Source organism: Paeniglutamicibacter sp. ZC-3, assembly GCF_025847175.2.
GTDB classification, from domain to species: Bacteria; Actinomycetota; Actinomycetes; order Actinomycetales; family Micrococcaceae; genus Paeniglutamicibacter; species Paeniglutamicibacter sulfureus.
On record NZ_JAOYTG010000005.1, the window covers coordinates 12088 to 37334 of the forward strand.

Below are 25247 nucleotides of genomic sequence, written 5' to 3' on the forward strand. Positions count from 1 at the left end.
CGGCCAACGACCAAGGCCGGCACATCAGAGTCCGACAGACTCCAGGTCAACGACTGTGGCATGGTCTTGATCCAGTTAGACCATCCGCCGGGAAGCCATAAGTGCATCAGCAACGCTGTGTCTTGGGACACGCTAGAGTAAGTTCACGCATTCCATCATCTATGGCTCACGACCACCGGTTCGCGCCATTGCTTCTCCTCCGCTACTGTCCCACGGCATCAAAAACATCACGCCTGATGGCTTTTACCGCGGAACGTCCTGACACCAGCGGTTCAGCAGCCGGCGCTGGCCGGGCGCGGGGTATCGAGACGATTGTGAGCCGGGTCGCATTGAAGCCCCTTGGTGGTGTTGCATGACACCCATGAGCAGAACTTCCGTAGAACCCAAGCCCCATGCAACGGCGCAACGGGAATCCTCCCCCGCGCCAGGGATCGGCATTGACCCCGGCAAGCCCAACAACGAACTCAAGCGAGGGCTAAGCAGCCGTCATCTGCAGATGATCGCCATCGGCGGTGCGATTGGCACCGGGCTCTTCGTTGCTTCCGGCGGCACCATTTCCCAGGCCGGCCCGGGCGGTGCATTGGTCGCCTACGCCCTGGTTGGCCTGATGGTGTTCCTGCTGATGCAGTCCCTGGGCGAGATGGCGGCCAAGATCCCTGTCGCCGGCTCCTTCCAGACCTTTGCCACGCGCTTCGTCTCCCCTTCCTTCGGGTTCGCGATCGGCTGGAACTACTGGTTCAACTGGGCCATCACCGTGGCCGCGGAGCTCGTCGCAGCCGGGATCATCATGGACTTCTGGCTGCCAGGTGTCCCGGGCTGGATCTGGGCCGGCATTTTCCTTGTCGTACTGACGGCGCTCAACGCGCTCTCGGCCAAGTCCTTCGCCGAAAGTGAATTCTGGCTTTCGCTGATCAAGGTCGCCGCCGTGGTGGTGTTCCTGATCGCCGGAGTGCTCATGATCATCGGCATCCTTGGGGAGAATTCCCCAGGGCTCAGCAATTGGCAGAACCGCGAGGATGTATTCCACGGAGGATGGGTTTCGATCATCTCCGTCTTCATGATCGCCGGTTTCTCCTTCCAGGGCACCGAGCTGGTCGGCGTGGCCGCCGGCGAGGCAAAAAACCCCCGGCGCGAAGTGCCCCGGGCAATCCGCAACGTATTTTGGCGCATCATGATCTTCTACATCGGCGCCATCTTCATCATCGGCTGCCTGATCCCCTTCGCGGATCCAAGCCTTCTGGCATCCGGCGAAGCCGATGTCGCATCCTCGCCATTCACCTTGGTCTTTGAGCGTGCAGGCATCGCGTTTGCCGCGTCGCTCATGAACGCTGTCATCCTCACCGCAATTCTTTCGGCGGGCAACTCCGGGCTATATGCCTCGACCCGCATGCTCTACTCCATGGCCCACGACGGCAAGGCCCCCAAGATCTTTGGCCGCACCGACTCGCGCGGCGTCCCTATGCCGGCGCTGCTGGCCACCGCTGCGGTGGGACTCTTCGGATTCCTGTCCGCCATCGTCGGCCAAGGAGCCGCCTATGCCTGGCTGCTCAACGTCTCGGGCCTGTGTGGATTTATCGTCTGGGCCGGGATTGCCATCTCGCACTACCGGTTCAGGCGAGGGTTCTTGGCCCAGGGGAACAAGGTCAGCGATCTGCCATACCGGGCGTTGTTCTTCCCCATCGGTCCACTGCTGGCATTCGCCGTACTGATCCTGGTGATTGCCGGGCAGAACTACGAGGCAGTGGCTGCCGGACGCGGCATGGAGGTGCTCTCCTCCTACATCGGTCTTCCGATCTTCCTGGGCTTGTGGCTCGTCCACCGGTTCGTCACCAAGTCAAGGGTCGTGCCGTTGCTTGAGATGGACTTGGCTGCGCCCCAGGACGTCGAAGACGAGCTCGCCGCCAAGACCTAGCCCGACCAGCTATCGTCGGGGAACCTACTGCACGCGCTGCGGGGTTCCCCGACGATAGCCGCTGGCCACCACGCCGAGCCAGAGCTGGGTTCCGGCCACGAGAATCAGCAGCAGCAACGGCAGGGTCCAGTCACCGCTGAGCGAGTACAACAGCCCCATGCCGAACGGTCCGCTGGTGGCCACCAGGTACCCGACCGATTGGGCCAGGGTGCTCATCGCGGTGGTTTCCTCGGAGGTGTCCCCGCTGTATGAGATCACCAGCAGCACCAGCGGGAACACCGAGAACCCGACGCCCATGGCCACGGCGCACAGCCAGGCCAAAGACAGCGGCAGCCACACCATGCCTGCCAGACCGGCGGCAACCATGACCGAACACATGATGAAGGCCCCGCGAAGCATGCCGTACTTGTTGACGAGCCAGAGGGAAAGCATGGTTGCCGGGATCGTGACCGCCTGCAGCATTCCGAGGATGATCCCGGCGTCCGCCGGTGACATTGACCGGGAGATCAAGATGCTGGGCAGCCAGCTCATCATGGCGTAGGCCATGAGCGCCTGGACAGTGAAGAGCCCGGTGATGACCACACCACGCCGGGTGCGGATAAGCGAGAGCGGGCTGACGCTCGACGGCGACGGAGTTGCCGCACGCTCGGAGCGGGCCATGACCATGAAGGGCAGGAACGCAAGCACCGCTGCAAGCGCAAGAAAGCCCCAGGTGGACAGGCCGAGTGTGGGCGATCCGGCCGCCAACGCCAGGGGGACGCTCAATGCCGAGGCCGCAGTGGCACCTACCGACATGGTGATCGTATACATCCCGGTCATCATCGAGGTCCTATCCGCAAAGTTCTCGCGGATAAAGGACGGCATGGCCACATTGCACAGCGCGATGCCACACATGGCTGCCACCGTTCCGGCCAGCAGGGCCCAGGTGGTCGGCAATGCCCTGAGCCCCAGCCCCGCACCAAGAACGCAGAGGGCCAACAGGATCGTTCCGGACAGACCGAGCTTCCGGGTCAGCCTCACCGTCGCCATACCGGCCACGGCAAATACCAGGGTGGGGATTGACGGTAGCAGCGCCACCACGAACGGACCGTAGCCCAGGAATTCCTGCAGGTCGAGAAAGAGCGGGGAGGCGCTGGTGATTCCCGCCCGGAGGTTCAGCCCGACCAGGATCACGGCAAGCAACGACAGCACCATGAATCCACGGGACGTCGACCGTGGCATCGGTCCCGATCCGTGGTCGTCTGCTGCTGGTTTATCCTTCTTGGGCATGCTCACAGAGTACTGGGCAAGTCCTTCGGGAGGTCGCGAACCGGGGGCAACGTTGCTCACACCACGTCGACACGACGGAAATTGTGGGCGTGCCTGCCTTCATCCACGCAGGGACTGCTACGGGCACCAGTTCCAGGCCTTTGGCTGGCCATTAGGACGTGCCCACGTCGCGTTGCCGCAAGGCCACCACGCTCGTGACGATGAACAGAAGGCTCAGCCCGCCCAAACCGGCAACAGCCGCCCAGGGCACCCCGCTCAGCAGGGGCGCTTGGCCGTAGGCCCAGTAATAGGGGGAAAAGTTGTGGAGCCATTGCAGGTCCTGGCTCTGGTTTCCCAACGCGTTGAAAACGTAGCCAATCACGGCAATCGCTGTGCCCGTGGCAACACCAAAAACCTTGCGCCCGGTCAGTGCGCCGGCGACCAAGGCACCGGTTCCGCTCAAAAGTGCCACGAGCGCAAACATGAGGACGCCGGCGAACACATTTGCCGTATCGATTCCCAATTGCGCGGGAGCATTCAACACCAGAACAACTACCAGCACCAAGGCCGCAAGTACCAGTATTCGAAGTGCCAACGCGGCTGCTCGCTCCAACACCACCTGGGTGCGGGTCACCCCGTGGGCAAGCGTGAGTTCCAGAAGCCCCGCTTCCTCGTCGCCCCCTATTGCATCGGCTCCCCAGGATATGGAGGCAATGGACATGAGCAGGAATCCGGTGAGCCCAAAGAACGTGGCTTGGGCGTAGCCGGGGCCCGAGGAAATCTGCTCATAGTTCAGCGCCTTGATCATTTCCTGGGGCAAGGCAGCCAAGAGGTCGCGCATCTGAGGACTTCCGCCAATGCTCGGGTACAACGGCAGGTACATCAACATCACAGCCAGCAAACCAAACGACCATCCCAAGGTGGAACGCCATGACTCCGCCAGCAACTTGCGCAGCAACGGGAAACCTTGGGGTTTCATTTGCTTCCCCCACGCCGTGTGGGAGTTTTGTCCGCGGGATCCGCGGAGTACATTTTGAGCACGGATTCCTCCAGGTCAGGTTCCTCGATCACCAGATCGAGGAACCTAGTCTTGGAAAGCGCCTGAACCAGTGGTTCCACGGGACCTTCGATGCTGGCCCGTCCCTCGATGACTGGACTGTCGCTTCCGTCATGGGCCTGCCGGACTTCAAGGTTGCTGATCCCGGGAATCTCAGCGCAGCGAGCGCGTGCACTTTGTATGTCATCACCCGGAAAGAGCACACGCACGTGGCGGATGGCGCTTTCGCGGAGGTGGTCAACGGTGGAGACCGTGACGATCGATCCTTCACGCAGGATCGCCACTTCATCTGCCGCCTGTTGGATTTCGCTGAGCACGTGCGAGGACAGGAACACGGTTTGGCCGTTGTCCTTGGCCTCACGAATGAGCGCCAGGAATTCCTGTTGCCTCAGCGGATCCAGGCCACTGGTGGGTTCATCGAGCACCAAGAGCTCCGGCTCATGCATGAAGGCCTGGACGAGTCCAAGCTTTTGCTTGTTTCCCTTGGAGAGCCTCCGGGCCTGGTTGTCCAAATCCAGGTCCAGGCGTTCGGCCAATGAATCCACCATCCCCTGCCTGACCGGGCCGCTGACCGCCGCAAAGTGTTCCAGGATCCGGCGTCCCGTGGTGCGGCCTTCCAGAATCAGTTCGCCGGGCAGGTAGCCGATCCGTCGCCGCAATGCGGGGCCGCCCCGGGTAGGGTTCTGCCCCAATACCCTTAGGGTCCCGGAACTAGGGCGGATGACGTCAAGCAGGCATCGCATGATCGTAGTCTTGCCCGCGCCGTTGGGCCCGATGACCCCAAAGATGCTGCCTGTCGGCACATTGAAGTCGACGCCGTGCAGCACCTCCTTGCCACCGAATTTCTTGCTGAGACCCGTGACTTCAATAACAGGCTCCACTATCTCTCCCTGGATTTGTCGGAGATGGCAATGACGGCCCTTGCTGCGTTCAGGAAGCGTTCGTCCGTATACAACGGATGCGTGTAGAGGTCCATGGTGGGGATGCCGATGCGGTTTATGGTGTCTACGCCATATGCATCATGTCCGAGGCTTCGCGCCACATGTCGGCCGAGCACCAGCATGCCCATGGAGTTGCTGGCCAGCACGACTGCCGTCGCCCGCGGGTCCTCGAGTTCACGAATACTTCCGCCCTTGATGCCGGCATCGAGCATGTCCTCGGTCATTGATACGAGCGCACCAAAGAACGCGTCTCCCAAGGCCGATTCGTCAATGATGGCTTGGCGGATGTACGCAGTCTCTGCCCTGTACTTCTCGGGGTGGCTGAGGTATTCGCCCATCATTTTCTGCAGGGCGTCGACATCAGCCTTTTCCACGGTTAGCTGCGAGCTGATCCCGAGGACACGTCTGTCGCAGGCTTCCCGCAGGCCTGCCTTGGAGGCGAAGTGGTGAATGACTAGCCCGGGGCTGACATTGGCGGCGGAGGCGATATCGCGGATCGTGGTTTGCGCGAAACCATTGCGGCCAAAGAGTTCGATGGCCGCGTCTCGGATCTTGGAACTCGTCGTGAAATCCTCGATATCTGAACGCATGTTTAAGATACTAAACAAACGTTCAGGCTTACGTAAGGGGCGAAAGTACCTATCTGAGGCGGGTCTCCGGGCCAACGCGCTTCTGACTCATTGGCGGGGCATCAGGCAGGGTAGCCAGCACCGCCTGTGGGTGTCGTATTTGGTGCGGTTCCTGTGCCACTGGACCACGAACCGCGGCCTATCGAATCTACGAGCCCACAGGAAGCCACTGACGGAATTGTTCCCCGGCCGCTTCGAGGGTGGCCCGCGCCTCAGCAAGGTTCAGCCGCGCCATGAGCAGCGCACTCATAGTCAGCCCGGCGACGATTCGGGCACGGGCAAGAACCAGCGATTCGGTTTGCGTAGGGTCCGCTGCGCGCAGGGCGCCGGCAACGCCATCCCGCAACTCGATCTGATATCCATCGATCAGCATCCTAAGCGCCTCGTCGTTTCCCGCGATGCCCGCCGCGGTGTTCAACAGCAGACATCCTCGATTCGTGGCCTGGCCCGCGGTCTTCACCAAGGCATCGGACAACGACTCCAAGTAAATCGAAATACCTCGCGCAGGCAGCGTTGGGTCGTGCAGCAAATTCAGGCGAGGTCGCAGGATCGTATCCATGTAATCCTGGATCACAGCGTCAAACAGACCCCGCTTGGAGCCAAAGCCGTGATAAATACTCGAACGGCCCAGACCCGTGGCGGATTCGAGGTCCGCGATCGAGGTGGCGTCGAACCCCTTTTCCCAAAAGACGCGCCGGGCATCGCCGAGTGCCTTGCTGGTATCGAATTCCTGCGTTCTGGCCATGAGACCTGAATCCCCCTATTTTGTGTAACGGTCATTCCAGTATATATTGGAATGAGCGTTACACAAACACGTTTTCGATTCAGGGGCCCACCAGATGCTGTTGACAACCATGACTTTCGCCGGCCTTGCCGCGGCAATCCACGTGTACATCTTTGTACTCGAGTCCCTGCGTTGGGACCGCCCGTCCACCCGCAAGGCCTTCGGCATCCAAACAGATGCCGAGGCAAGCGCGACGAAGCCGCTGGCGTTCAACCAAGGGTTCTACAACCTGTTCTTGGCCGTCATCACGGTTGTGGGCATGGCGGCCGTCCTCGCTTCCTCCACCATTGTCGGAGCGACACTGATCTTTGCCGGCACTGGCTCGATGGTGGCCGCGGGCTTGGTCTTGCTCTTTTCCTCGCCCAAACTTGCTCGCGCGGCGTTTCTCCAACTCACCGCACCTGCCTTGGCCATCGCCTTTGGCCTGATTGCCTTCACTCGCTAAAGCCCCCAAATTCCTACCCGAAACGGAGCCACGACTTTATGTCCACATACACCAGCACCCAGATCCATCTGGCCAGCCGCCCCGCCGGATGGCCGACGGACGCGAACTTCTCCACGGTCACCGTTGAACTACCTGAACTCGCCGAGGGTGAGATCCGGGTGGCCAATGAGTTCCTTTCTGTCGACCCCTACATGCGCGGGCGCATGAACGACGCCAGGTCCTACGCGGCACCGTACGCCCTCAACGAGGTCATGACGGGTGGAGCGGTCGGCCGCGTGGTCGAATCGCGCGCCGAAGGATTCAATGTCGGCGACCCCGTGCTGCACCAGCTGGGGTGGCGTGATGTTTCCCAAGACGAAGCAAGCCATTTCCGGGTGGTGCGCGACATTGAGGGCCTGCCGCTGTCGGCTTACCTCGGGATTCTGGGAATGACGGCATTCACGGCATATGTGGGATTGCTCGAAATCGCCGGGCTCAAGGACGGTGAAACCGTGTTCATTTCCGGTGCAGCGGGCGCTGTGGGCAGCGCGGCAGGTCAAATCGCGCGACTCAAGGGAGCCAAGCGCGTCATCGGGTCCGCCGGAAGCGCTGCGAAGGTTGAACTGTTGACCGAAAAGTACGGCTACGACGCCGCCTTCAATTACAAGGACGGACCGGTCCGCGGGCAGTTGCACGAAGCGGCACCCGAAGGCATCGACGTGTATTTCGACAACGTGGGCGGGGAACACTTGGAAGCGGCGCTGGATGCATTCAATTCGGGTGGTCGCGGCGCGCTGTGCGGAGCCATCTCCGTCTATAACTCCACGGACGCACCGGTGGGTCCGCGCAACATGAGCAACATGGTCACTCGCGGCCTGAACCTGAAGGGGTTCACCGTAGGGAACTATGCCGAACACTACCCGGCGTTCATGGCCGACATGTCCGAATGGATCGCCCAAGGCAAGATCGTCTTCGACGAAACCGTCGTCGAAGGACTGGGGAACTCCGTGCAGGCATTCATCGACCTGATGCAGGGGGCTAACACCGGCAAGATGGTAGTGAAGTTGTAAGCAGCTGCTTCGCACGATGGCGAAGATTGGCCGGTTCCACGCAGCCCTGTTTTTTGGGCGTTTGGGGCCGGCCCTTGGCGACTGCGCGCAGTTAGAGCTGCCGCGACTCCGTATAGAACCACTCGATGTGTTCGCGCAGGAGTTTGGCCGCCAACGTTCCGTCACCCGCCGCAACCGCCTTGTGGATTCCGTGGTGCTGCACGCGCAGGACCTCGGCGATCTTCTGCCAGGCCTCATTGCCACTCACCGATTCACTGACGTAGTCACTGATCGACAGGCGCAGCGATTCCATCATGGCCTCGATGACGGCGTTTCCGGCCAGTGATGAAAGCAGCACATGAAATTGGGAGTCGAGGTCGTGGAATTTCTCGCGGTCGAGCCCCGGCTCGTCCATGGCCTGGAGCAGTTCGCCCGCACGTCGCAGCACCTCGTCGCTGTGCTCGGGGTTGCTCGTCAGGTCGGCGGACTCGGCCGCCCACGTTTCGAGCAGGATGCGGGATTCGACGATGTCGGCGACCGGGAGCTGGCGCGATGCGACGTGCAGCCGCAAGGTCGCCGAGAGGCCTATCGCCGGTTCGGAAATGACGACGGCTCCCGAGTTGGGCCCGGACCCGGTGGAGGTGCGCACCATGCCCATCGCATCAAGGATGCGGATGGCATCCCTGACCGAGGCCCGGGAGATCCCGTGGGTCTCGGCCAGGGATCGCTCGCCGGGCAATTGGTCGCCAATTTTGATCTTCCCGGCCCTCAGGTCGGCCTCAATGCTGCCCAGAACCGTCTCGTAGGCTCGGGCGGGCTGCGGCGATGTACTTTCTTTGCTGGTCACGGCTTCATTTTCCCACGGCTCCGAGGTTTGGGCGGCCGCACTCAACGAGTCGCGGCAGCGGCCGGGAACTTCCATCCGCCACGGCCTGAGGCATCTTCTTCGTACTTTCCATTTACCGGAATGGCATTACGGGGTCTGCAGCATCCAGCCCAGGATCGGCGTGGATTGCAGATACACCAGCACGCAAAGCACCAGCAGCAAGCCCACCAACCGGCTGGCGACTTTCTGCAGGATGACCGGCTCCTTGCCTTCCAGCGCCACCGGGTCGCGGCAATAGCCAGGTTCTGCGGCCAAATCAGCAGCGGCAGCAGGGAAACGATGGTGGTAAGCGCCATGCCCCCGGGCCAGCGGGCCTGCGGTGGGTGTATAGGTGTCCACGGGCGTCCTTGGCTTTGGTCATTGAGCGCGGATAGGGGCGGTCGAACCTCTATGGTCCTACCACATCAGCATAACCCAGGAACCGGCCGGCCGGTGAGCGGGATCACAACCTTTCCTTCCGTAAGTCCTTGCGGGTGGACGTGGGGGCGATCACGTCCTAGTATGGTCAGACCACATCAATTCCTCGGCTGAATGCGCCGGAAGGATCACCGAATGAAAATCGCACTTTTCGCCACCTGCATCGTTGACGCCATGTATCCGCAAACCGCGCGTGCCACGGTCAAGATCCTTGAGCGCCTCGGCCACGAGGTCATTTTCCCCTCAGGGCAGGCATGCTGCGGCCAGATGCATATCAACTCCGGCTACATGGACGAAGCGCTCACCGTGGTCGCCAATCACGTGAAGGCCTTCGAAGCCGAAACCTACGACGTGGCCGTGGCGCCGTCGGGATCCTGTGTTGCCTCCGTCAAGCACCAGCACCCGGTCCTTGCAGAACGATGCGGGGACTCGGCGCTCAAGGCCCGGGCCGAGTCGGTGGGCGCCAAGACCTACGAACTGTCCCAGCTGCTGGTCGATGTCCTGGGCGTGAAAAACGCAGCCGAACAGCTCGGCTCGCATTTCCCGCACAAGGTCACCTACCACCCCTCCTGCCACGGCATGCGGTCGCTGAAACTGGGCGATCGGCAGCTGGACCTGCTCAAGAGTGTGGGTGGCATAACGGTCGCGGACCTGCCCGAAGCCGACCAATGCTGCGGCTTCGGCGGTACGTTCTCCATGAAGAACGCAGATGTCTCCTCCGCCATGCTGGAGGACAAGACCAAGAACGTAAACTCCACGGGTGCCTCGCTGTGCGCAGGCGGCGATGCCTCCTGCCTCATGCACATCGGTGGCGGGCTCTCGCGCACCAAGTCGGGTGCCACGACCCTGCACTTTGCCGAGATCCTGGCCAGCACCATTGACGAGCCGGTCTCGGTGACCGGTGCGATCCTCGTAGGAAAGGCGGGCGTGCGATGAGCAACGTCTTCATGGGCATGCCGACCCTTCCGGTCTTCGGCGACGGCAACCTCCACATTGAGGAACCCTTCCCGGCAGCCGCGCACCGCGAACTGGGCAACACCCAGATGCGCGCCAACCTGCGCCATGCCACCCACACCATCCGCGACAAGCGCCTGAAGGTCGTCGCCGAGCTTCCCGACTGGGAGGAGCTGCGTGATGCGGGCTCGGCCACCAAGAACCAGGTCATGGCGAATCTGCCGGCGCTGCTGGAGGAGTTCGAAGCGAACTTCACCGCCCGCGGCGGCGTCATCCACTGGGCCCGCGACGCCCACGAGGCCAACCGAATCGTTGCCGACCTGATCAAGGAACAGGACACGACCGAGGTCGTCAAGGTCAAGTCGATGGCCACCCAGGAAATCGGACTCAACGAGTACCTCGAGGAACAGGGCATCTCGGCCCTCGAAACCGACCTGGCCGAGCTGATCGTCCAGCTGGGCCACGACAAGCCCAGCCACATCCTGGTCCCGGCCATCCACAAGAACCGCACCGAGGTGCGCGACATCTTCCTCAAAGAGATGCCGAACGTGGACCCGAATCTCACGGACGAACCGCGCCTGCTGGCCATGGCGGCCCGCGAACACCTGCGCCGGAAGTTCCTCTCCGCCAAGGTCGCGATCTCCGGCGCCAACTTCGCCTTGGCCGACTCCGGCACCCTCGCGGTGGTCGAATCCGAGGGCAACGGACGCATGTGCCTGACCCTGCCCGAAACCTTGATCACCGTCATGGGCATCGAGAAGCTGCTGCCGGGCAAGGAGGACCTCGAGGTCTTCATGCAGTTGCTGCCACGCTCCTCCACCGGAGAGCGCATGAACCCCTACACCTCGCTGTGGACAGGGGTCACGGAGGGCGACGGACCGCAGAACGTGCATCTGGTGCTGATGGACAACGGACGCAGCGCCGCGCTGGCCGACAAGTACGGACGCACCGCACTGAACTGCATCCGCTGCTCGGCCTGCATGAACGTGTGTCCGGTCTACGAGCGCACCGGCGGCCACGCCTATGGGTCGACCTACCCGGGCCCGATCGGCGCGATCCTCACCCCGTTGCTCACCGGCATCAAGTCCGAGGAAAACAGCTCCCTGCCCTACGCGTCCTCCCTGTGTGGCGCCTGCTACGACGCCTGCCCGGTGAAGATCAACATCCCCGAGATCCTGGTGCACCTGCGCGGCGAGGACGTGGATTCCCGGCGCGGGGAAAAGAAGCTGCCTAGCCAGATGGACCTGATGATGAAGGGTGCCCAGTGGGCCTTCTCCTCGGGCAAGCACCTGGGACTGCTGGAAAAGGGTCTGCCGCTGGGCAAGCTCGCCGCTGGCCGCGACAAGAAGATCAAGCGCCTGCCGGGCATTGCCTCAGGATGGACCCAGTCCCGTGACATCCCCGCTCCCCCGGCCCAATCCTTCCGCGACTGGTGGAAGAAGGACCACGAACCGGTTGCACCAAAAACTAAGCAGGAGAAGTAAACCGATGAGCGCCAAGGAAGAAATCCTCTCCCGCATCACCTCGGCACTGCGTGACGCCCCAGCCCCGGGTCCGGTCCCCCGCGGGTACCGGACCGCTTCGGACATGCCAGAAGCCGAACTCATCGAGTTGTTGGTCGACCGGCTCGAGGACTACCAGGCACACGTGGACGTCGTGGCCGCCCCGGAACTCCCGGCGACCATTGCCGAGCGTCTGAAGGATGCCACCAGCTACGTGGTGCCGCACGGCATCGACGAGGCGTGGCTTGGCGATGCCGCGTTGGCCGACGATTCGCGCCGCCGCATCGACGCCCCGGGTGCCGTGCTCAGCGTGGCCGAGCTGGATGGCACCGGCGCGGTGCTCACCTCCTCGGCGGTTTCCATTGCCGAGTCCGGCACCATCGTGCTTGACGGCAGCGGCGACCAGGGACGCCGGGCGATTTCCCTGGTGCCCGACCACCACGTGTGCGTGGTCCCGGTCTCTTCCATCGTGCGCCTGCTGCCCGAGGCGCTGCCGCGCTTGGACATCACCCGCCCACTGACCTGGATCTCTGGCCCCAGCGCGACCAGCGACATCGAGCTCGAGCGCGTCGAGGGCGTCCACGGCCCGCGCCAGTTGGACGTCATCATCGTCACGGGGCTGTAGTTTCCGGATACCAAAAGCCGGTATTGCGGTGGCCTGCACCATCGCCGGCGGACAACAGCTGTAAGAAGCACACGGCACAAACTTCATTTGATTCCTGAGTCACGAGGAGTTGGCCCCATGGTTCGTCCGGGGCCAACTCCTCGCTGTTTCGGGGCAGCCACCCAGGCCCAGGCCCGACGTCAACCGTGGGCGACGGGCCTTTGAGAACCGCATCCAGCCGCACTTCCAGCGCCTCGACCGCTCCCGGAGGGGTGGCGTGCGGAAGCCCTCCACCGCGGCGGTGATCCTGGCTCGCCCGGGCGCCGTACCGGCCGCCCTTTGTACGTCTAGAGTGCATCGCCGTTCCCCGTTCTTCGACGCCCGGCTTCGCGGCGCAGCCCGGAGCAATCTGCGCGCGCCCTCCCGGATGCCGACCGCCACCACTGCTTGGCCGTGCACTTCACGGCATGCGGCCATATGCCCCCTCTCGACGGCTGCATCCAGTTCGATCGGACGATCGCTGATGGGCACTTCCTGGTTTCCGCCCAGTGACACCCTCGCCTTGGCGTGCAGCGCGGCAGAAAGCGCATTGCCAGGCTCAGTTGGAATCACGGTTGCCGGGCGAACGGCGCGATTTGTCCCTCCTCCGGGGACCCAGCGCGATCGCCTGGCACGCCCGTCAGCGGGGACCCCGGCCGTCGACAGCAACCGAGACGAGATACGGGAAAGGCACGGAACCACGCGGTTCCGTGCCTTTCCCGTATGTGAATTCAGCTTCGCGGCAAGGTATCTGGGCCGTGCACGGGGCCAAGCCCCGCACCGGCCATCTGCAGGCACGGAGCCGACCGTTTCACCCCTTCCAGCCGGCGCGGACGTTGGCCCCTTCGGGCCGACGCCTCCGGGCCTAGGCCTTCCGTGTCCGCCCTCCGACGTGATTGGCCGCCAGGTACGGCTTCTGCTTGAGCATCCACCGGACAATCAGGGCGAGGGCCGCCAGCAGCAGCACCAACATCACCGTTCCGGCGTTCAGGCCCAGCCCGTGGATGAAGAGGAAGGAAATAACTCCTCCGGCCAGGCAATAGTAGACCGTGACCAGAATCGTCTTGCGCAGCAGGTCGCCTTCGCGTCCCAGCAAGCCAACGGTCGCCGATGCGGCAACGATGTTGTGGATGGAGATGGGATTGCCACCGGCTCCGCCCACGGCCTGCGCCGCCACCACGGCTTCCGGGGGGACCCCGATCTGGGCACCGGTGGAGAACTGGAACTGCGAGAAGGTCAGGTTCGAGATAGTGTTGGAACCGGCCACGAACGCTCCCAGCGCTCCGATCCAGGGCGCAATGAGCGGCCAGGATCCGCCGGAGATCGCGGCCGCGCCCTCGGCCAACGTCACAGGGATGCTGGAGAGCCCCGAAGCGTTCAGTTCCGGTCCCGACTGGATCAGGATGCGGACCAGCGGAACAGCAAAGAGCAGCGCCACCGCGGTGCCAAAGAGCTGATTGGCCGAAACCTTGAAAGCCCTGGCGATCTGCGTGCCGTTCATCCGGTGCAGGACGAAGGCAAACACGGAGGCGAGGATGAGCACGAAGCCCGGGAGGTAGAACGGCTGGATGGAGGTGCTGATTCCGGTGCCGAGGATGTCGTTCACGGGAATCGCGAGACCTGTCAGGAACCCCTTAAGTTCCGGGATCACCCGGGTTGCAACCAGCAGCGAACCCATCAAGATGTACGGTGCCCAAGCACGCAGCGGGCTCATGGGAGCGGTCAGGTCAACGGCCTTGGCCGATTCAAGGTTGCCCATCCAGCGCTCGGACCAGGTCGATCGCGGACCGAAGTCAAAGACGTTCTTAGGCATCAGAAATCCGCGGCTGGAGGTGAACATGACCAGCGTGAGGCCGATCAGGCCACCAAACAGCGACGGGAACTCGGGACCGAGGAAGCGAGCGGTGAGGACGGAGGGCACCGTCATGGCAAGGGACGCGTAGATCGCGAAGGGCCAGACGGCCAGGCCGTCGCGGAAGCGCCTGTCCGGACCGAAGAACCCCGTGAGCATGCAGACCAGGATCAGCGGGATGAGCAGTCCCACAATGGCGTGTATCACCGCGACCTGGAACCCGATGGAGTTGATGAATTCCGGCATGGTCAGGCCCAGCACGTTGATGCGTTCGGCAACTGCGGGGTCACCGCCGAGTCCCTGCTGCACACCGATGAGGATGGGGGTTCCGACGGCGCCGAAACTCACGGGCGTGCTCTGGATGATCAGTCCGACCATCACTGCGGCCATGGCCGGGAAACCGAGTGCCAACAACAACGGCGCGACGACGGCGGCGGGCGTGCCGAAGCCGGAGGCGCCCTCAATGAAGCTGCCGAAGAGCCAGCCGATGATTACGGCCTGGACGCGACGGTCAGGCGAGATGTTGTTGAATCCGGCTCGGATGGCGGACATTGCGCCGCCCACAGTCAGGGTCGCAAGCAGCAGCAACGCGCCGAACACGATGTAAAGCATGGTGGCCGCGACGATGAGGCCCTCGATCGAGGCGGCAAGCACGCCGGCGAAGTCCATCTTCCAGACGAGCAGCGCGACCACCACAGCGACGACGTATCCGACGGGCATGGCATATTTGGCCGGCCAGCGGAAGCCGGCGAGCAGCACGCCGACCACCAGGATCGGCGCCAGCGCGAGAAGGGCGAGTACAGCTAAGTTGTCCATATTTGTGGTCCTCTCTGACCATTCTCACGCAGGGGAATCCACACCGTACCCGTTGAATTCGTTCTCTTGCGACAAGATGACCAACCTATGGTCAGACCACTATGGTCTGACCTCAGTAGCCTAGCGCACATTCGGCCGAATTGTGAGAGCAGTCACCAATTTATTTTCCGGCCAGCCATGCCGAATTCCCGTGAAGAGCCTCCTAACCAGGCACTGACCACATGGTAGGCGCGTGTTCCGTCACAGGTCACGACGGGCATTCATGGGCCGCGCATTCTTCGCCACCTGCATCGTCGATGTCCAGTACCCGGGCACCGCCCAAACAACGGGTGCCATCCTCGAACGACACGGCCACGAGCTCGCCTTCCCGCCGGACAAGCCTGTTGCGGACTAATGCGCCTGCTGCCCGAGGCGCTCCCGCGCATGGACATCACCCGCCCACTGACCCGGATCTCCGGTCCCAGCGCCCCAGCCACGTCGAACTTGAGCGAGTCGAGGGCACACACGGCCCGTGCCAGCTGGACGTCATCATCGTGGCAGATGCCTAGGACCGTCGCGCCGAGAAGGCACGAGCCGGCATAGTCGAAGCAAGAACCCATCGCGGAGGCGTGCCGGACCACCGGTTGATCCGCGCCGATTACGGCTTGTCTCGGTCCAACCCGGCGCCGTCGGCCACCTCACTCAGCCGCTCTTCCAGCAGTTTGGCGGTGCGCGCTGTCTCCCCGAGCAGGCCCGCGTCGAACACCTCCCGGAAACGGGATTGCGGGATGGCCACGCTGATGCCGCAGACCACCTCGCCGTCCGCGTTTGTTATGGCCATTCCCAGCGCGCTGACCCCCTCTTCGGTCCCCTCGAAGTTGGCGGCAAACCCGCGATCCCGGACGAATCCGAGTTCGCGCACCAAGGCGGCATAGTCAGCCTCATTGAGTTTGCGCGCGGTGGCCGTTTCCCCCCGGTAGAGCTGCTCGAGCTCGTGCGGGTCGAGCCGGGCCAGCATGGCCTTTCCGGCCGAGGCCCGGTGAGCCGGCAGCACCGTCCCCTGGCGGTCGCCGACGCGCACCGGCCGGGAACCCTCGACGGTGGACAGGAAGCGGACTTCCCCGCCCACGCGCACCATCAGGTTCACGGTTTCCCGCACCGTGGCCGCCAGGTCCTCCAGCAGCGGCTGGGCCAGGGCACGCAGCTCGCTGATCTTGCCGTGGCCGGCCGGTCCGGCCCCGAGCGCGGGACCGGGAACGTAACCGCGGCCCCTCGCGCGTTCGGCAAAGCCGCGATAAATGAGCATGGCCAGCAGGCGGTGGACGGTGGAGGGCGCGACGCCGAGCTCGACGGCCGCGTCCTTGAGCCGGACGGAACCATGGTCACGCAACAGTTCAATGAGCTTCAGGGCGTTGTCGACCGCCTCGATGGGGTAGCGGGGGATCTCGCGGCTTACCCGTAATTTCTGCACATCAGAATTATATGCGCCGTCACACTGAGACCGGCAACACTTGTACCTATGACTTTTTCCACAACGAGCGCCGTTGCGGGTCCCACCGGACAGAACACCGGCGATTCGGCACAGCCGTCACAGCCCAGGAACATCTCAAACCGCAAGGCCGTGCTGGCCATTGTGACCTGTTGGCTGCTGGTGGTTTTCGACGGGTACGACCTCATTGTGTACGGAACCGTGCAGTCATCCCTGCTGGCGATCGACGACTGGGGCCTGACCCCGACGACCATGGGCACCATCGGCTCGCTGGCCTTCGTGGGCATGATGATCGGTGCGCTCGGGGCCGGACGGCTGGCCGACGTGCTGGGTCGGCGACGGACCATCCTGGCCTGCTCGATCCTCTTCTCCACCCTCACCATCTTGTGCGCCTTCGCCCCGAACCCGTTGGTCTTCGGTGCCCTCCGCCTGCTGGCCGGAATCGGCCTGGGTGGCCTCGTTCCCTCAGCCAACGCCATGGTGGCCGAGCTGGTGCCGGACCGCTGGCGTTCGACCATGGCCACGTTGATGATGTCGGGTGTGCCCATCGGCGGTTCGATCGCAGCCGTCACTGGCATCTGGGTCATCCCGGCCTTCGGCTGGGAAGCGATGTTCCTGATTGCCGTCATCGCGCTGGTCGTGGTGGTGCCGATGGGCTTCCGCTACCTGCCCGAAACCCTGTCCTTCAAGCACCGCAGCGGTCCTGGCGCGCGCCGCGGCTCCGGCTTCGGCCAGCTGCTCCGCGCCCCCTATGCCCGTGCCTCGGTGCTCTTCGCGGTGGCCTCGCTGGCTATCCTCTTCGCCTGGTACGGCCTGGGCACCTGGCTGCCCAGCCTGATGGAGCAGGCCGGGTACGACCTGGGCTCGGCCCTGACCTTCGCGCTGGCCCTGAACCTGGGCGCAGTGGCAGGCTCCGTCGTCACGGCCTGGGCCGGGGACCGCTTTGGCGCCGCCCCCGCCGCGGCCGCCGCGGCCCTCGTGGCCGGGATCGGCCTGGCCGTCATCATGACCACTCCCCCGGTCGGCGTCGTCTACGCGATGTTGATCCTCGCCGGCGTGGGCACCCACGGCACCGCGGCGCTGCTGATCGCCGCCGTCGCCAACCACTACCCGGAGCGCCTGCGCGGCACCGCGCTGGGCTGGGCAATGGGCATGGGCCGAATCGGCGCCGTCGCAGCCCCGCAGGTTGGCGGACTGTTGTTGGCCTCCGGGCTCGGCGTCAACTCGAACTTCCTCGTCTTCGCCTTGGGAGCGGGCCTGGCCGCAGTCCTGTTCGCCGTGATCACCTTCCGCGTCAAGCCCGTGGCCGATCCGGCGGAACAGCACTAGCCGCCGCAAAATGCCGTGACCCGGGCGGCCTTCCCCTCCGCGGGGAACGGCCACCCAGGCCGCAGGCAGCACCGCCGGCCCGCTACTCCACGAGCTTTCCGACGCTGGAAACGTCCTTGACAAGCCGGGCGATTTCATACGAGATCTCGGGGATTTCCTCGCGAACGATTCCGGCGGAAGGCGACCACACCAAGTTGACCCGCAGGGAATCGTCCATCTGGGGGTAGTCACTGCGGTTGTGGCAGCCACGGGTCTCCCGGCGTTCAAGTGCTGCCTCGAGGGTGGCCCGTGCGGCCAGCGCGGATCCCTTCAGGTCGAATGCGTGGGCCAGATCCTGGTAGCCCGCAATGTCGGGGTGGATCCCCACGGCCTCCATGCGCTCTTCGATCGAGTCCAGCTTCGCCAGGCCGGCCAACAGGCCGTCCTCGTCCCGCACCACACCCGCATGGTCGGTCATCATGTTCCGGATGGCGCGCTGCAGCTCGCGCACGTTCTCCTGGCCCTCGGCCGCCAGCAGGTCGTCAATCTCGGCCCGCGCGGTCGCCAGCGCCTCGTGTGAGCGGGGCTGGGAATCCAGCGACGCCGAGTACTTCGCCGCGGCCCGTGCCACGATGCGGCCAAAGACCAGCAGCTCGATCAGCGAATTGCCGCCCAGCCGGTTGGCGCCGTGCAGCCCGCTGGAGGCCTCTCCGATGGCATAGAGTCCGTCGACGTCGGTGCTGTGGTCTTCCGGGCGCACCCAGACCCCGCCCATGGAGTAGTGCGCGGTGGGGGCAATTTCGATGGGCTCGGCGGTGATGTCGAGCATCTGAACCTCCATCATGGTCTGGTAGACGCGCGGCAGGCGCTCCATGATGGTTTCGCGGGGCAGGTGCGAGATATCCAGCCAAACCCCGCCGTTCTTGGTGCCGCGACCTTCCTTGATCTCGGTGTAGGCAGCCAACGCAACGCGGTCCCGGGTGGAGAGTTCCTTGCGCACCGGGTCGTACCGTTCCATGAACCGCTCCCCCAGCGCGTTTCGAAGGATGCCGCCCTCCCCGCGGGCTGCCTCGGAGATCAAGGTGCCGGCGGCATTCTCCGGTTCGATGATGCCCGAGGGGTGGAATTGCACCAGCTCAGGATCGCGCAGCCGGGCGCCGGCGTCCACGGCCAGGCGGAAGGCGTCCCCGGTGTTTTCGTCGCGGCGGGAGGAGGTGCGGCGCCAGATGCGGGTGTGGCCTCCGGCGGCAAGGATGACCGAGTCGGCATGGATGAGGTAGCGCTTGCCGGTGTTGATGTCGAAGCCGTAGGCGCCAAAGACCTGGTTGTCTTTCACCAGCAGCCGAGTGACGTACACCGAGTCCAGGATCGGGATCCGCAGTTGCTCGGCCCGGTTCACCAGGCTGCGCTGGATTTCCAGGCCCGTGTAGTCGCCGGCGAAGGCGGTGCGGCGGAAGGTGTGTGCGCCGAAGAAGCGCTGCGAGATGCGGCCGTCCTCTTCCCGCGCGAATCCCATGCCGTAGCGTTCCAGGTCCTGGATTCCTTGCGCGGCTCCGCGGGCCACGATTTCCACGGTGTGCGGGTTGGCCAGGAAGTAGCTTTCCTTGATGGTGTCGGCGGCATGCTGCTGCCAGCTGTCGTCCTTGTCCATGGTGCCCAGCGCCGCGTTGATGCCGCCGGCGGCAAGCGAGGTGTGGGCATCGTCGCGCGGGCGCTTGCCCAGGGCGAGCACGTCCACCCCCATTTCCGCCAGTTCGATGGCCGCCCGCAGGCCCGATCCTCCGGTGCCGATGACCAGGACCGTGGTGGAAATCTGTTGCTCGTTCGCATTCGTTGTTCTCATGTATTCAACGCTAAGAACGGGACCTCGATCCGTCCAATGAATTGTTTGACTCGTTTCAATGCGGATACGCTATCGAACATGAACCTGGAACAGCTCCAAAGCTTCGTGGAAGTCGCACGCATCGGTCATTTCACGCGCGCCGCCGCCCAATTGCATCTGGCCCAGCCCTCGCTGAGCCGGCAGATTTCCACCCTCGAGTCGGACCTTGGCGCCGAACTCTTTCATCGGGCGAGAGGCAACATCACACTGACGGACGCCGGCGAATCGCTTCTCCCCCTGGCCAGGCGCATGCTCGCCGATGCGGATACGGTCCGCTACGAGATGCAGGAACTGGCAGGCTTGAAGAAGGGGCGCGTGAGGCTCGGGGCCACCCCAACATTGTGCGTGAGCCTGGTTCCGGATGTGCTGACCTCGTTCCATGCGGCCTACCCGGGCATCGATCTTCACCTGACCGAGCAGGGCTCGCGCGGCCTGCTCGATGAGTTGGCCGGCGGAGCACTCGACCTCGCGCTCATTACCACGTCGGAGGACAGTTCTGCTTCCACGGCCAGCCTCCAGCGGACCCCGCTCCTTACGGAGGAACTTGTGGTCATCTCCTCGATGCGGAGTCCGATCCTGGAGGGTTTCCAGGCCCTCACGCTGGAGGAACTGGCGGCAATTCCGCAAATCACCTTCCATGAAAGCTACGATCTGCGCGCAACAACCATGCAGGCCTTCCATGCCGCAGGCCTCACGCCCAAGGTTGTCCTCGACGGCGCAGAAATGGATGCGGTGCTGCGGTGCGTTGAACGCGGGCTCGGTGTCGCGGTCGTTCCCGCCATGGTCATGGTGGACCGGCCCGGCCTGCGCTCGGTCAGGCTCACCGCACCGAGCCTCGCACGCTCCATCAGCCTCGCCCACCGCAACGACGTGACCCTCACGCGCGCGGCGCTGGCCATGCAGGCGATGGTCATCGACACAGCGGACATCCTCTCATCGGCCAACCCCGCCACCAGCGGGCTGATCACGCGGGCGGCACAGCCGTGAGTGGTGCCGCGCCGGTCAGGTGGGGGCACGAATCGCCGCCCGCCCCGCGCCCCCGCCCGGCACAGCCTGCAGCTAGGCCTGCTCGGTGATCTCACCCGCCTTGATGTTCAGCCGGCGCTCGGCCCGGCCAGCGACCGCCGAATCGTGGGTCACCTTCACGGTGGTCAGGCCCTGGCGACAGAGCTCTTCGAACAGCTCCATGATCTCCTCACGGGTGGCCTCATCCAGGTTGCCCGTCGGCTCGTCGGCCAGTAGCACCCTGGGGTTCTTCGCCAGCGCCCGGGCACTGGCGACGCGTTGTTGCTGGCCGGCCGACAGTTCCCCGAGAAGATGCGTGCCCGCTCCCCCAGTCCCACCGAATCCAGGGACGCCGCGGCGCACCTGGCTCGTTCGGCAGCGGGCAAGTTCAACGGCGCCAAACCCATTTCCACGTTCTCCTGCGCGCTGAGGGTCGGAATGAGGTTGTAGTGCTGCAAAAACGAAGCCGATCTCGCGGGCCCGGAGGTCGGCCGGGGCCCCGTCCCCCCAGGGTGGAGATCATCTTCCCGGCAAGGTCCACGGTCCCCGAGCTCGGGCGGTCAAGCGCCCCGGGCATCTGGAGCAGGGTGGATTTCCCGCCGCCCGTCGGCCCCTGGATGGCCACGAGTTCGCAAAAGCAGAAACCACCTATGATCCGGCCATGAGCAGACGACTTTCCTGCGGTCCGGGGCCGCCGGTGCCGCGATTCCCGTCTTCCCGGGCCGGGCATGTTGGTGCAACAGGAGAACAGCGTGCGCAAGTCCTTGATTGTTCCGGGGAACGCGCCCACTCAACCGATCATGTGGAACGGCCCCTGGGCGCTGACCGTGATCCTGTCACTGGCCTGGTAGATCCTGTTTGTGCGGCAGATCAGGGTTGGACCCGGAGCGCCGTTCGAGCCGGCCAGCTGCACCTGGGTGAGCTGGTCGTGGCCAAAATACTGCTGTGAGATGACTTGCCCGGCGAGGCCCTCGGCGAGCTGCGCATCCTGCAATTGAAGCTGCTCGGGCCGCACCATGACGTGGACGCGTGGTTCGTTGCCGGCGTAGGACTCCTCCATCGACAACAGCCCGAGTACGGTTCGCACCCCGGCGTCTTCGGGGACTCCGGTGAGGAAATTGGCCGCACCGACAAACTCGGCCACCCATCGGTCGCACGGCCGGGCATAAATGTCGTGGGGCGTTCCGGTTTGGACCACCCGTCCGTCATGCAGCAGTGCCACATGGGCCCCGAGGGACAACGCCTCGGCCTGGTCGTGGGTGATCAGGATCGTTGCCACTCCGCTGCGGGCCAGCACCTCGGTCACCTCTTCACGCACTTGCTGGCGCAACGCGGCATCCAGGGCACTGAACGGTTCATCGAGCAGCACCAGATCCGGGCGTGGAGCCAGTGCGCGGGCCAGCGCAACCCGTTGTTGCTGTCCGCCGGAAAGCTGGTGGGGCATCCGATCGGCCAGATCCTCCAATCGAACCAATGCCAGCAGCTCGCGCACCCGGGGATGGGCTGCGGCGGCCTTGCGGGTTCGAGGCCCGCGAATGCCGTAGGCAATATTTGCCGCCACGGTCAGATGAGGGAAAAGCGCCCCATCCTGGGGCACCAAGCCGATGCGCCGCGCCTCCGGACGAAGACTGGTGATGTCCCTGCCGTTGAGCCGGATGGTCCCGGAATCTGCCGGGTGCAGACCGGCAATGACACGCAGCAACGTACTTTTGCCGCTGCCCGATGGTCCGAGCACTGCCAACATTTCCCCAGGTTCGACCGTCAGTGAAATGTCCCTCAGGACGGGCTTGCCGGGGACATGGCTGGCGCCGATGCCGCTTATCTGCATACTCATTCGGTTGATACGCTCCTACTCAGCCACCAGGCGGGGATCAGCCCCACCAAAATCAACAGGATACCGATTGGCGCGGCCGCACCATAGGCACCCAACGTGGTCTTGCCCCACAGCTCGGTGGCCAGCGTCGAGACGCCAATCGGCCGAAGCATCAGCGTGGCAGGCAATTCCTTGAACACCGAGACCAGCACCAGCAGCCAACCGGCAGCGATTCCCGGGGCGGCTCCGCGCAGCGTGACGGAGAACCAGGTGGAGGCCGCAGAACGGCCCAATGTCCGCGAGACATCCTCGGTTTGGATTGAGACCTGGCCGAAGGCGCTGCGTGCGGATCCAATCGCCTTGGGTACGAACAGGATGACATAGCAGGCCAGCAGCACCAGGACACTTTGGTAGGCGCCGGGGCCCAGCAACAGTGCCAGGCTGACCAAGGCAAGGGCCACCACCACTCCGGGCAGCGCATCGCCCAGGAAGGACATCGATTCGAGGAGGTTCACCATCCGGCTGCGGTAGCGGGAGGCCAAATAGCTGATCGGCAGGGCCAATGCCACGGTGGCCGAGGCGGCCACCGCGCCGAGCAGCAGCGTGGTGCCCGTGGCCTCCAGCAGCCGCGCCCAGTCCGACGCATAGCGCACCGAGTCGAACATCCGCACCAACAACGCGGTCACCGGGAATCCGATCGCCGCGAAGGCTATCGTCCCGAGGGCGACCTGAACCGCAACCGCCAGCCCCGTGGGCATGCGCTTGCTGATGCGCCGGCTCGTGCTGGCCGACCGGTTCAGATCCCCGGTGCGGTGTCGCAGGGCGCGCTCGCCGCTGATGCAGACCAGTGCCACCGCAGCCAGCAGCAACGCCAAAGACGACGCGGCAGTGCGGTTCAGCCCGCCGGTGAACAAGCCGTACACGCCGGTGGTCAGCGTCTCGTAGCGCAGCATCGCCGGTGCACCGAAATCCGAGAGGGTGTAGAGCACCACCAGCAGGGTTCCGGCCAACGCGGCCGGCAGGATTTGGGGCAGCGTCACCGTGGCGAGGGTATGGAGGGGCCCACGCCCGAGTGTTCGGGCGACATCCACCAGCGACCGGTCGGCCAGCACTAGGGCACCCAGGGTGGGGATGGTCACCAGCGGCGCACTGGTGAGGATCATGACCGCGCTCAGCGGCCAAAACCCGTGGATGCCCGGCCAGGTCGCCAGCCAGGCGAAGGCCGCGACGTAGGAGGGAACCGCAAGGGGTAGGCAGGCAAGCACCCACCACAGTCGCCGCGCGGGAAGCCGATACTGCACAATCACCCAAGCAGTGAGCACCCCGATGACAAAACAGCCCACGGCCACCACGGCGGACACGGCCAGTGTGTTGACCAAGAGCGTCAGGGTGCGCGGGCGCAACAGGGTGGCGGTGAACGAGTCAAGGCCGGAGCCGGAGGCGCGGATGGCCAGCTGTACCAGCGGCAAGAATGTGGCCAGGGCCACCAGGGCGGAGAGTGCAAACAACAACGTCGGGGGACGTCGCTTGGACGTTCCCCTACGTTGTTGCTCGGTGGTGGTGGTCAGAGCAGCCCCACCTCGGTGATCAGCTTAATGGTTTCCTCCAGGGAGGACAGCTCCGACAGGTTGATATCCGGCCCGCCCAGCTCGCTCAGCGGCGGCACTCCGGCAGGAGAGTCCATGCCCTCGACCAGTGCGTATTCCGCGGTCTCCTCCACGAAGAAGGTCTGTGCCTGTTCGGAAAGCAGGAACTTCACGAACGCCATGGCTTCGGAGCTTTCGGCCGAGTTCTTCAGGATGCCCGCACCGGTGACATTGACCAGGGCGGAAACCGATCCGGCGTCACCGAACTTCAGCTGAGCTCGCAGTGAGGCTGGATCCTGCTCGGAGCGGGCCCAGTAGTAGTGATTGATCAGGCCGAGGCCGATAGCTCCGCTGTTGACGGCCTCAAGGATTTCTCCATTGCGGGCGAATGCCTGGGCATCGTTGGCCACCAGGCCTTCGAGCCATTCGCGGGCCCGCTCTTCACCCTCCTCCACGCGCAGTGCGGTGACGAAGGCCTGGAAAGAGGCGTTGGTGGGAGCGAATCCGATTTCACCCTTGTACTTTGCGTCGAGCAGGCCGAAGACATCACCGGGGACCTGGTCCTCGGTGTACTTTTCGCTGTCGTAGGCGACCACGCGGGCACGGCCGGTGAGCCCGACCCAGGCACCGTCCACCGACGTGTATTCCGCCGGCACCAGAGACGTGACATCCGCGGGCAGTTCGGAGAACAGCTTCTCGGCACTGACGGCCCCCAGCGCGCCGGCGTCCTGGGAAAGGAATACCTGTGCCGGGGTGCGTTCGCCCTCTTCGATCAGCTGTGCGGCCAATTCGGTGGTTCCGGAGTAGCGCACGCGCACGTCGATGCCGCTGGACTCCTCAAACTGCTTGATCAGCGGATCAATCAACTCGGCGTCTCGTCCGGAGTAAACGACCAGGCTGCCTTTTCCGGCGGCTTCGTTCTCGCTTTGGGCGTTATCGCCCGTCGCAGCGGAGCAGGCGGACAGCAACAATGCGGCAGCCAGCAAAGAACCAGTCAGGCCAAGGATTTTTTTGCGTTGATTAGGCATGTCACACTTTCTTGGGCGTGCGGGAGCACAAGTTTGGGCGTGC

The 25247-nt window shown here is 64.2% G+C and carries 24 protein-coding genes and 1 pseudogene; 9 read left to right on the top strand and 16 right to left on the bottom strand.

Features of this window, described 5'->3' with window-relative positions; genetic code table 11:
* Nucleotides 1-352: 352 nt before the first annotated feature.
* On the top strand, nt 353-1912 hold the full coding sequence (locus tag OIU93_RS07440; protein ID WP_264269458.1) for an amino acid permease: 1560 nt from the start codon (nt 353-355) through the stop codon (nt 1910-1912).
* Between the two features lie 24 nt (nt 1913-1936).
* On the opposite strand, the gene OIU93_RS07445 is transcribed toward OIU93_RS07440, so the two are convergent.
* From OIU93_RS07445 to OIU93_RS07465, 5 genes are all read right to left on the bottom strand, one after another.
* On the bottom strand, nt 1937-3181 hold the full coding sequence (locus OIU93_RS07445) for an MFS transporter (RefSeq protein ID WP_264269459.1): 1245 nt from the start codon (nt 3179-3181) through the stop codon (nt 1937-1939).
* 151 nt (nt 3182-3332) lie between these two features.
* On the bottom strand, nt 3333-4139 hold the full coding sequence (locus tag OIU93_RS07450; RefSeq protein WP_264269460.1) for an ABC transporter permease: 807 nt from the start codon (nt 4137-4139) through the stop codon (nt 3333-3335).
* Nucleotides 4136-5098, bottom strand: coding sequence for an ABC transporter ATP-binding protein (locus tag OIU93_RS07455; protein ID WP_264269461.1), 963 nt, complete (start codon nt 5096-5098; stop codon nt 4136-4138). Before OIU93_RS07455 ends, OIU93_RS07450 begins: the two co-directional genes overlap by 4 nt.
* Nucleotides 5098-5748: a TetR family transcriptional regulator gene (locus tag OIU93_RS07460; protein ID WP_264269462.1), complete on the bottom strand. Its 651-nt coding sequence runs from the start codon at nt 5746-5748 to the stop codon at nt 5098-5100. The genes OIU93_RS07455 and OIU93_RS07460 overlap by 1 nt, the downstream gene beginning before the upstream one ends.
* Nucleotides 5749-5935: 187 nt before the next feature.
* The gene (locus OIU93_RS07465; protein WP_264269463.1) at nt 5936-6532 is read right to left on the bottom strand and encodes a TetR/AcrR family transcriptional regulator; all 597 of its coding nucleotides are present in this window, start codon (nt 6530-6532) and stop codon (nt 5936-5938) included.
* Between the two features lie 94 nt (nt 6533-6626).
* Here OIU93_RS07465 and OIU93_RS07470 point away from each other — a divergent pair, with 94 nt between their 5' ends.
* Nucleotides 6627-7016 carry a DUF1304 domain-containing protein gene (locus tag OIU93_RS07470; protein WP_264269464.1) on the top strand — a complete coding sequence of 130 codons (390 nt, stop codon included), beginning with the start codon at nt 6627-6629 and terminating at the stop codon, nt 7014-7016.
* Nucleotides 7017-7054: 38 nt separating this feature from the next.
* Entirely contained in the window at nt 7055-8065 is a 1011-nt protein-coding gene (locus OIU93_RS07475; RefSeq protein WP_264269465.1) for an NADP-dependent oxidoreductase, read from the top strand.
* A gap of 91 nt (nt 8066-8156) precedes the next feature.
* Here the strand turns inward: OIU93_RS07475 and OIU93_RS07480 are convergent, their stop codons facing one another.
* Entirely contained in the window at nt 8157-8891 is a 735-nt protein-coding gene (locus tag OIU93_RS07480; RefSeq protein WP_264269466.1) for a FadR/GntR family transcriptional regulator, read from the bottom strand.
* A gap of 126 nt (nt 8892-9017) precedes the next feature.
* The gene (locus OIU93_RS07485; RefSeq protein WP_264269467.1) at nt 9018-9269 is read right to left on the bottom strand and encodes a hypothetical protein; all 252 of its coding nucleotides are present in this window, start codon (nt 9267-9269) and stop codon (nt 9018-9020) included.
* 213 nt (nt 9270-9482) lie between these two features.
* Here OIU93_RS07485 and OIU93_RS07490 point away from each other — a divergent pair, with 213 nt between their 5' ends.
* From OIU93_RS07490 to OIU93_RS07500, 3 genes are read left to right on the top strand one after another with little or no spacing between them, the layout of a single operon-like run.
* Nucleotides 9483-10283 carry a (Fe-S)-binding protein gene (locus OIU93_RS07490; protein ID WP_264269468.1) on the top strand — a complete coding sequence of 267 codons (801 nt, stop codon included), beginning with the start codon at nt 9483-9485 and terminating at the stop codon, nt 10281-10283.
* Nucleotides 10280-11785, top strand: coding sequence for a LutB/LldF family L-lactate oxidation iron-sulfur protein (locus OIU93_RS07495; RefSeq protein ID WP_264269469.1), 1506 nt, complete (start codon nt 10280-10282; stop codon nt 11783-11785). The genes OIU93_RS07490 and OIU93_RS07495 overlap by 4 nt, the downstream gene beginning before the upstream one ends.
* Before the next feature lie 4 nt (nt 11786-11789).
* Nucleotides 11790-12428: a lactate utilization protein C gene (locus OIU93_RS07500; protein ID WP_264269470.1), complete on the top strand. Its 639-nt coding sequence runs from the start codon at nt 11790-11792 to the stop codon at nt 12426-12428.
* A gap of 883 nt (nt 12429-13311) precedes the next feature.
* On the opposite strand, the gene OIU93_RS07505 is transcribed toward OIU93_RS07500, so the two are convergent.
* Entirely contained in the window at nt 13312-15114 is a 1803-nt protein-coding gene (locus tag OIU93_RS07505) for an L-lactate permease (protein ID WP_264269471.1), read from the bottom strand.
* A 262-nt stretch (nt 15115-15376) separates the two neighbouring features.
* Between OIU93_RS07505 and OIU93_RS07510 the strand changes: the two genes are divergently transcribed.
* Nucleotides 15377-15508 (top strand): hypothetical protein, encoded by a 132-nt coding sequence (locus tag OIU93_RS07510; protein ID WP_372342884.1) that lies wholly within the window; start codon nt 15377-15379, stop codon nt 15506-15508.
* Nucleotides 15509-15751: 243 nt separating this feature from the next.
* Here OIU93_RS07510 and OIU93_RS07515 read toward each other — a convergent pair whose 3' ends face one another.
* Nucleotides 15752-16564 (bottom strand): IclR family transcriptional regulator, encoded by an 813-nt coding sequence (locus tag OIU93_RS07515; protein ID WP_264269472.1) that lies wholly within the window; start codon nt 16562-16564, stop codon nt 15752-15754.
* Between the two features lie 48 nt (nt 16565-16612).
* Here OIU93_RS07515 and OIU93_RS07520 point away from each other — a divergent pair, with 48 nt between their 5' ends.
* Nucleotides 16613-17911, top strand: coding sequence for an aromatic acid/H+ symport family MFS transporter (locus OIU93_RS07520; RefSeq protein WP_264269473.1), 1299 nt, complete (start codon nt 16613-16615; stop codon nt 17909-17911).
* 82 nt (nt 17912-17993) lie between these two features.
* On the opposite strand, the gene OIU93_RS07525 is transcribed toward OIU93_RS07520, so the two are convergent.
* On the bottom strand, nt 17994-19703 hold the full coding sequence (locus OIU93_RS07525; RefSeq protein WP_372342888.1) for an L-aspartate oxidase: 1710 nt from the start codon (nt 19701-19703) through the stop codon (nt 17994-17996).
* Nucleotides 19704-19811: 108 nt separating this feature from the next.
* Here OIU93_RS07525 and OIU93_RS07530 point away from each other — a divergent pair, with 108 nt between their 5' ends.
* Complete coding sequence (locus OIU93_RS07530; protein WP_264269475.1) at nt 19812-20759, top strand: LysR family transcriptional regulator; 948 nt, start codon at nt 19812-19814, stop codon at nt 20757-20759.
* A 72-nt stretch (nt 20760-20831) separates the two neighbouring features.
* Here OIU93_RS07530 and OIU93_RS07535 read toward each other — a convergent pair whose 3' ends face one another.
* The 6 genes and pseudogenes from OIU93_RS07535 to OIU93_RS07560 all read right to left on the bottom strand — a co-directional run bounded on the left by OIU93_RS07535 (nt 20832) and on the right by OIU93_RS07560 (nt 25204).
* Complete coding sequence (locus tag OIU93_RS07535) at nt 20832-21017, bottom strand: hypothetical protein (RefSeq protein WP_264269653.1); 186 nt, start codon at nt 21015-21017, stop codon at nt 20832-20834.
* Between the two features lie 36 nt (nt 21018-21053).
* Nucleotides 21054-21248: pseudogene (locus tag OIU93_RS07540) on the bottom strand (hypothetical protein); the annotation flags it as partial.
* Nucleotides 21166-21507 carry an ATP-binding cassette domain-containing protein gene (locus tag OIU93_RS07545; RefSeq protein WP_372342889.1) on the bottom strand — a complete coding sequence of 114 codons (342 nt, stop codon included), beginning with the start codon at nt 21505-21507 and terminating at the stop codon, nt 21166-21168. The pseudogene OIU93_RS07540 and the gene OIU93_RS07545, both read right to left, overlap by 83 nt.
* 60 nt (nt 21508-21567) lie before the next feature.
* Complete coding sequence (locus OIU93_RS07550; RefSeq protein ID WP_264269476.1) at nt 21568-22611, bottom strand: ABC transporter ATP-binding protein; 1044 nt, start codon at nt 22609-22611, stop codon at nt 21568-21570.
* Nucleotides 22608-24098: an iron ABC transporter permease gene (locus tag OIU93_RS07555; RefSeq protein WP_264269477.1), complete on the bottom strand. Its 1491-nt coding sequence runs from the start codon at nt 24096-24098 to the stop codon at nt 22608-22610. The genes OIU93_RS07550 and OIU93_RS07555 overlap by 4 nt, the downstream gene beginning before the upstream one ends.
* 56 nt (nt 24099-24154) lie before the next feature.
* Nucleotides 24155-25204, bottom strand: a complete 1050-nt coding sequence (locus tag OIU93_RS07560) for an iron ABC transporter substrate-binding protein (protein ID WP_264269478.1) — start codon at nt 25202-25204, stop codon at nt 24155-24157.
* Between the last annotated feature and the right edge of the window lie 43 nt (nt 25205-25247).

Bases quoted from the DNA above. Each gene is read 5' to 3' on its own strand.
- OIU93_RS07450 (WP_264269460.1), bottom strand. From the start codon at position 4,139: ATGAAACCCCAAGGTTTCCCGTTGCTGCGCAAGTTGCTGGCGGAGTCA.
- OIU93_RS07440 (WP_264269458.1), top strand. From the start codon at position 353: ATGACACCCATGAGCAGAACTTCCGTAGAACCCAAGCCCCATGCAACG.
- OIU93_RS07445 (WP_264269459.1), bottom strand. From the start codon at position 3,181: ATGCCCAAGAAGGATAAACCAGCAGCAGACGACCACGGATCGGGACCG.
- OIU93_RS07475 (WP_264269465.1), top strand. From the start codon at position 7,055: ATGTCCACATACACCAGCACCCAGATCCATCTGGCCAGCCGCCCCGCC.
- OIU93_RS07470 (WP_264269464.1), top strand. From the start codon at position 6,627: ATGCTGTTGACAACCATGACTTTCGCCGGCCTTGCCGCGGCAATCCAC.
- OIU93_RS07505 (WP_264269471.1), bottom strand. From the start codon at position 15,114: ATGGACAACTTAGCTGTACTCGCCCTTCTCGCGCTGGCGCCGATCCTG.
- OIU93_RS07465 (WP_264269463.1), bottom strand. From the start codon at position 6,532: ATGGCCAGAACGCAGGAATTCGATACCAGCAAGGCACTCGGCGATGCC.
- OIU93_RS07500 (WP_264269470.1), top strand. From the start codon at position 11,790: ATGAGCGCCAAGGAAGAAATCCTCTCCCGCATCACCTCGGCACTGCGT.
- OIU93_RS07530 (WP_264269475.1), top strand. From the start codon at position 19,812: ATGAACCTGGAACAGCTCCAAAGCTTCGTGGAAGTCGCACGCATCGGT.
- OIU93_RS07460 (WP_264269462.1), bottom strand. From the start codon at position 5,748: ATGCGTTCAGATATCGAGGATTTCACGACGAGTTCCAAGATCCGAGAC.
- OIU93_RS07510 (WP_372342884.1), top strand. From the start codon at position 15,377: ATGGGCCGCGCATTCTTCGCCACCTGCATCGTCGATGTCCAGTACCCG.
- OIU93_RS07550 (WP_264269476.1), bottom strand. From the start codon at position 22,611: ATGAGTATGCAGATAAGCGGCATCGGCGCCAGCCATGTCCCCGGCAAG.
- OIU93_RS07495 (WP_264269469.1), top strand. From the start codon at position 10,280: ATGAGCAACGTCTTCATGGGCATGCCGACCCTTCCGGTCTTCGGCGAC.
- OIU93_RS07560 (WP_264269478.1), bottom strand. From the start codon at position 25,204: ATGCCTAATCAACGCAAAAAAATCCTTGGCCTGACTGGTTCTTTGCTG.
- OIU93_RS07520 (WP_264269473.1), top strand. From the start codon at position 16,613: ATGACTTTTTCCACAACGAGCGCCGTTGCGGGTCCCACCGGACAGAAC.
- OIU93_RS07490 (WP_264269468.1), top strand. From the start codon at position 9,483: ATGAAAATCGCACTTTTCGCCACCTGCATCGTTGACGCCATGTATCCG.
- OIU93_RS07545 (WP_372342889.1), bottom strand. From the start codon at position 21,507: ATGCCCGGCCCGGGAAGACGGGAATCGCGGCACCGGCGGCCCCGGACC.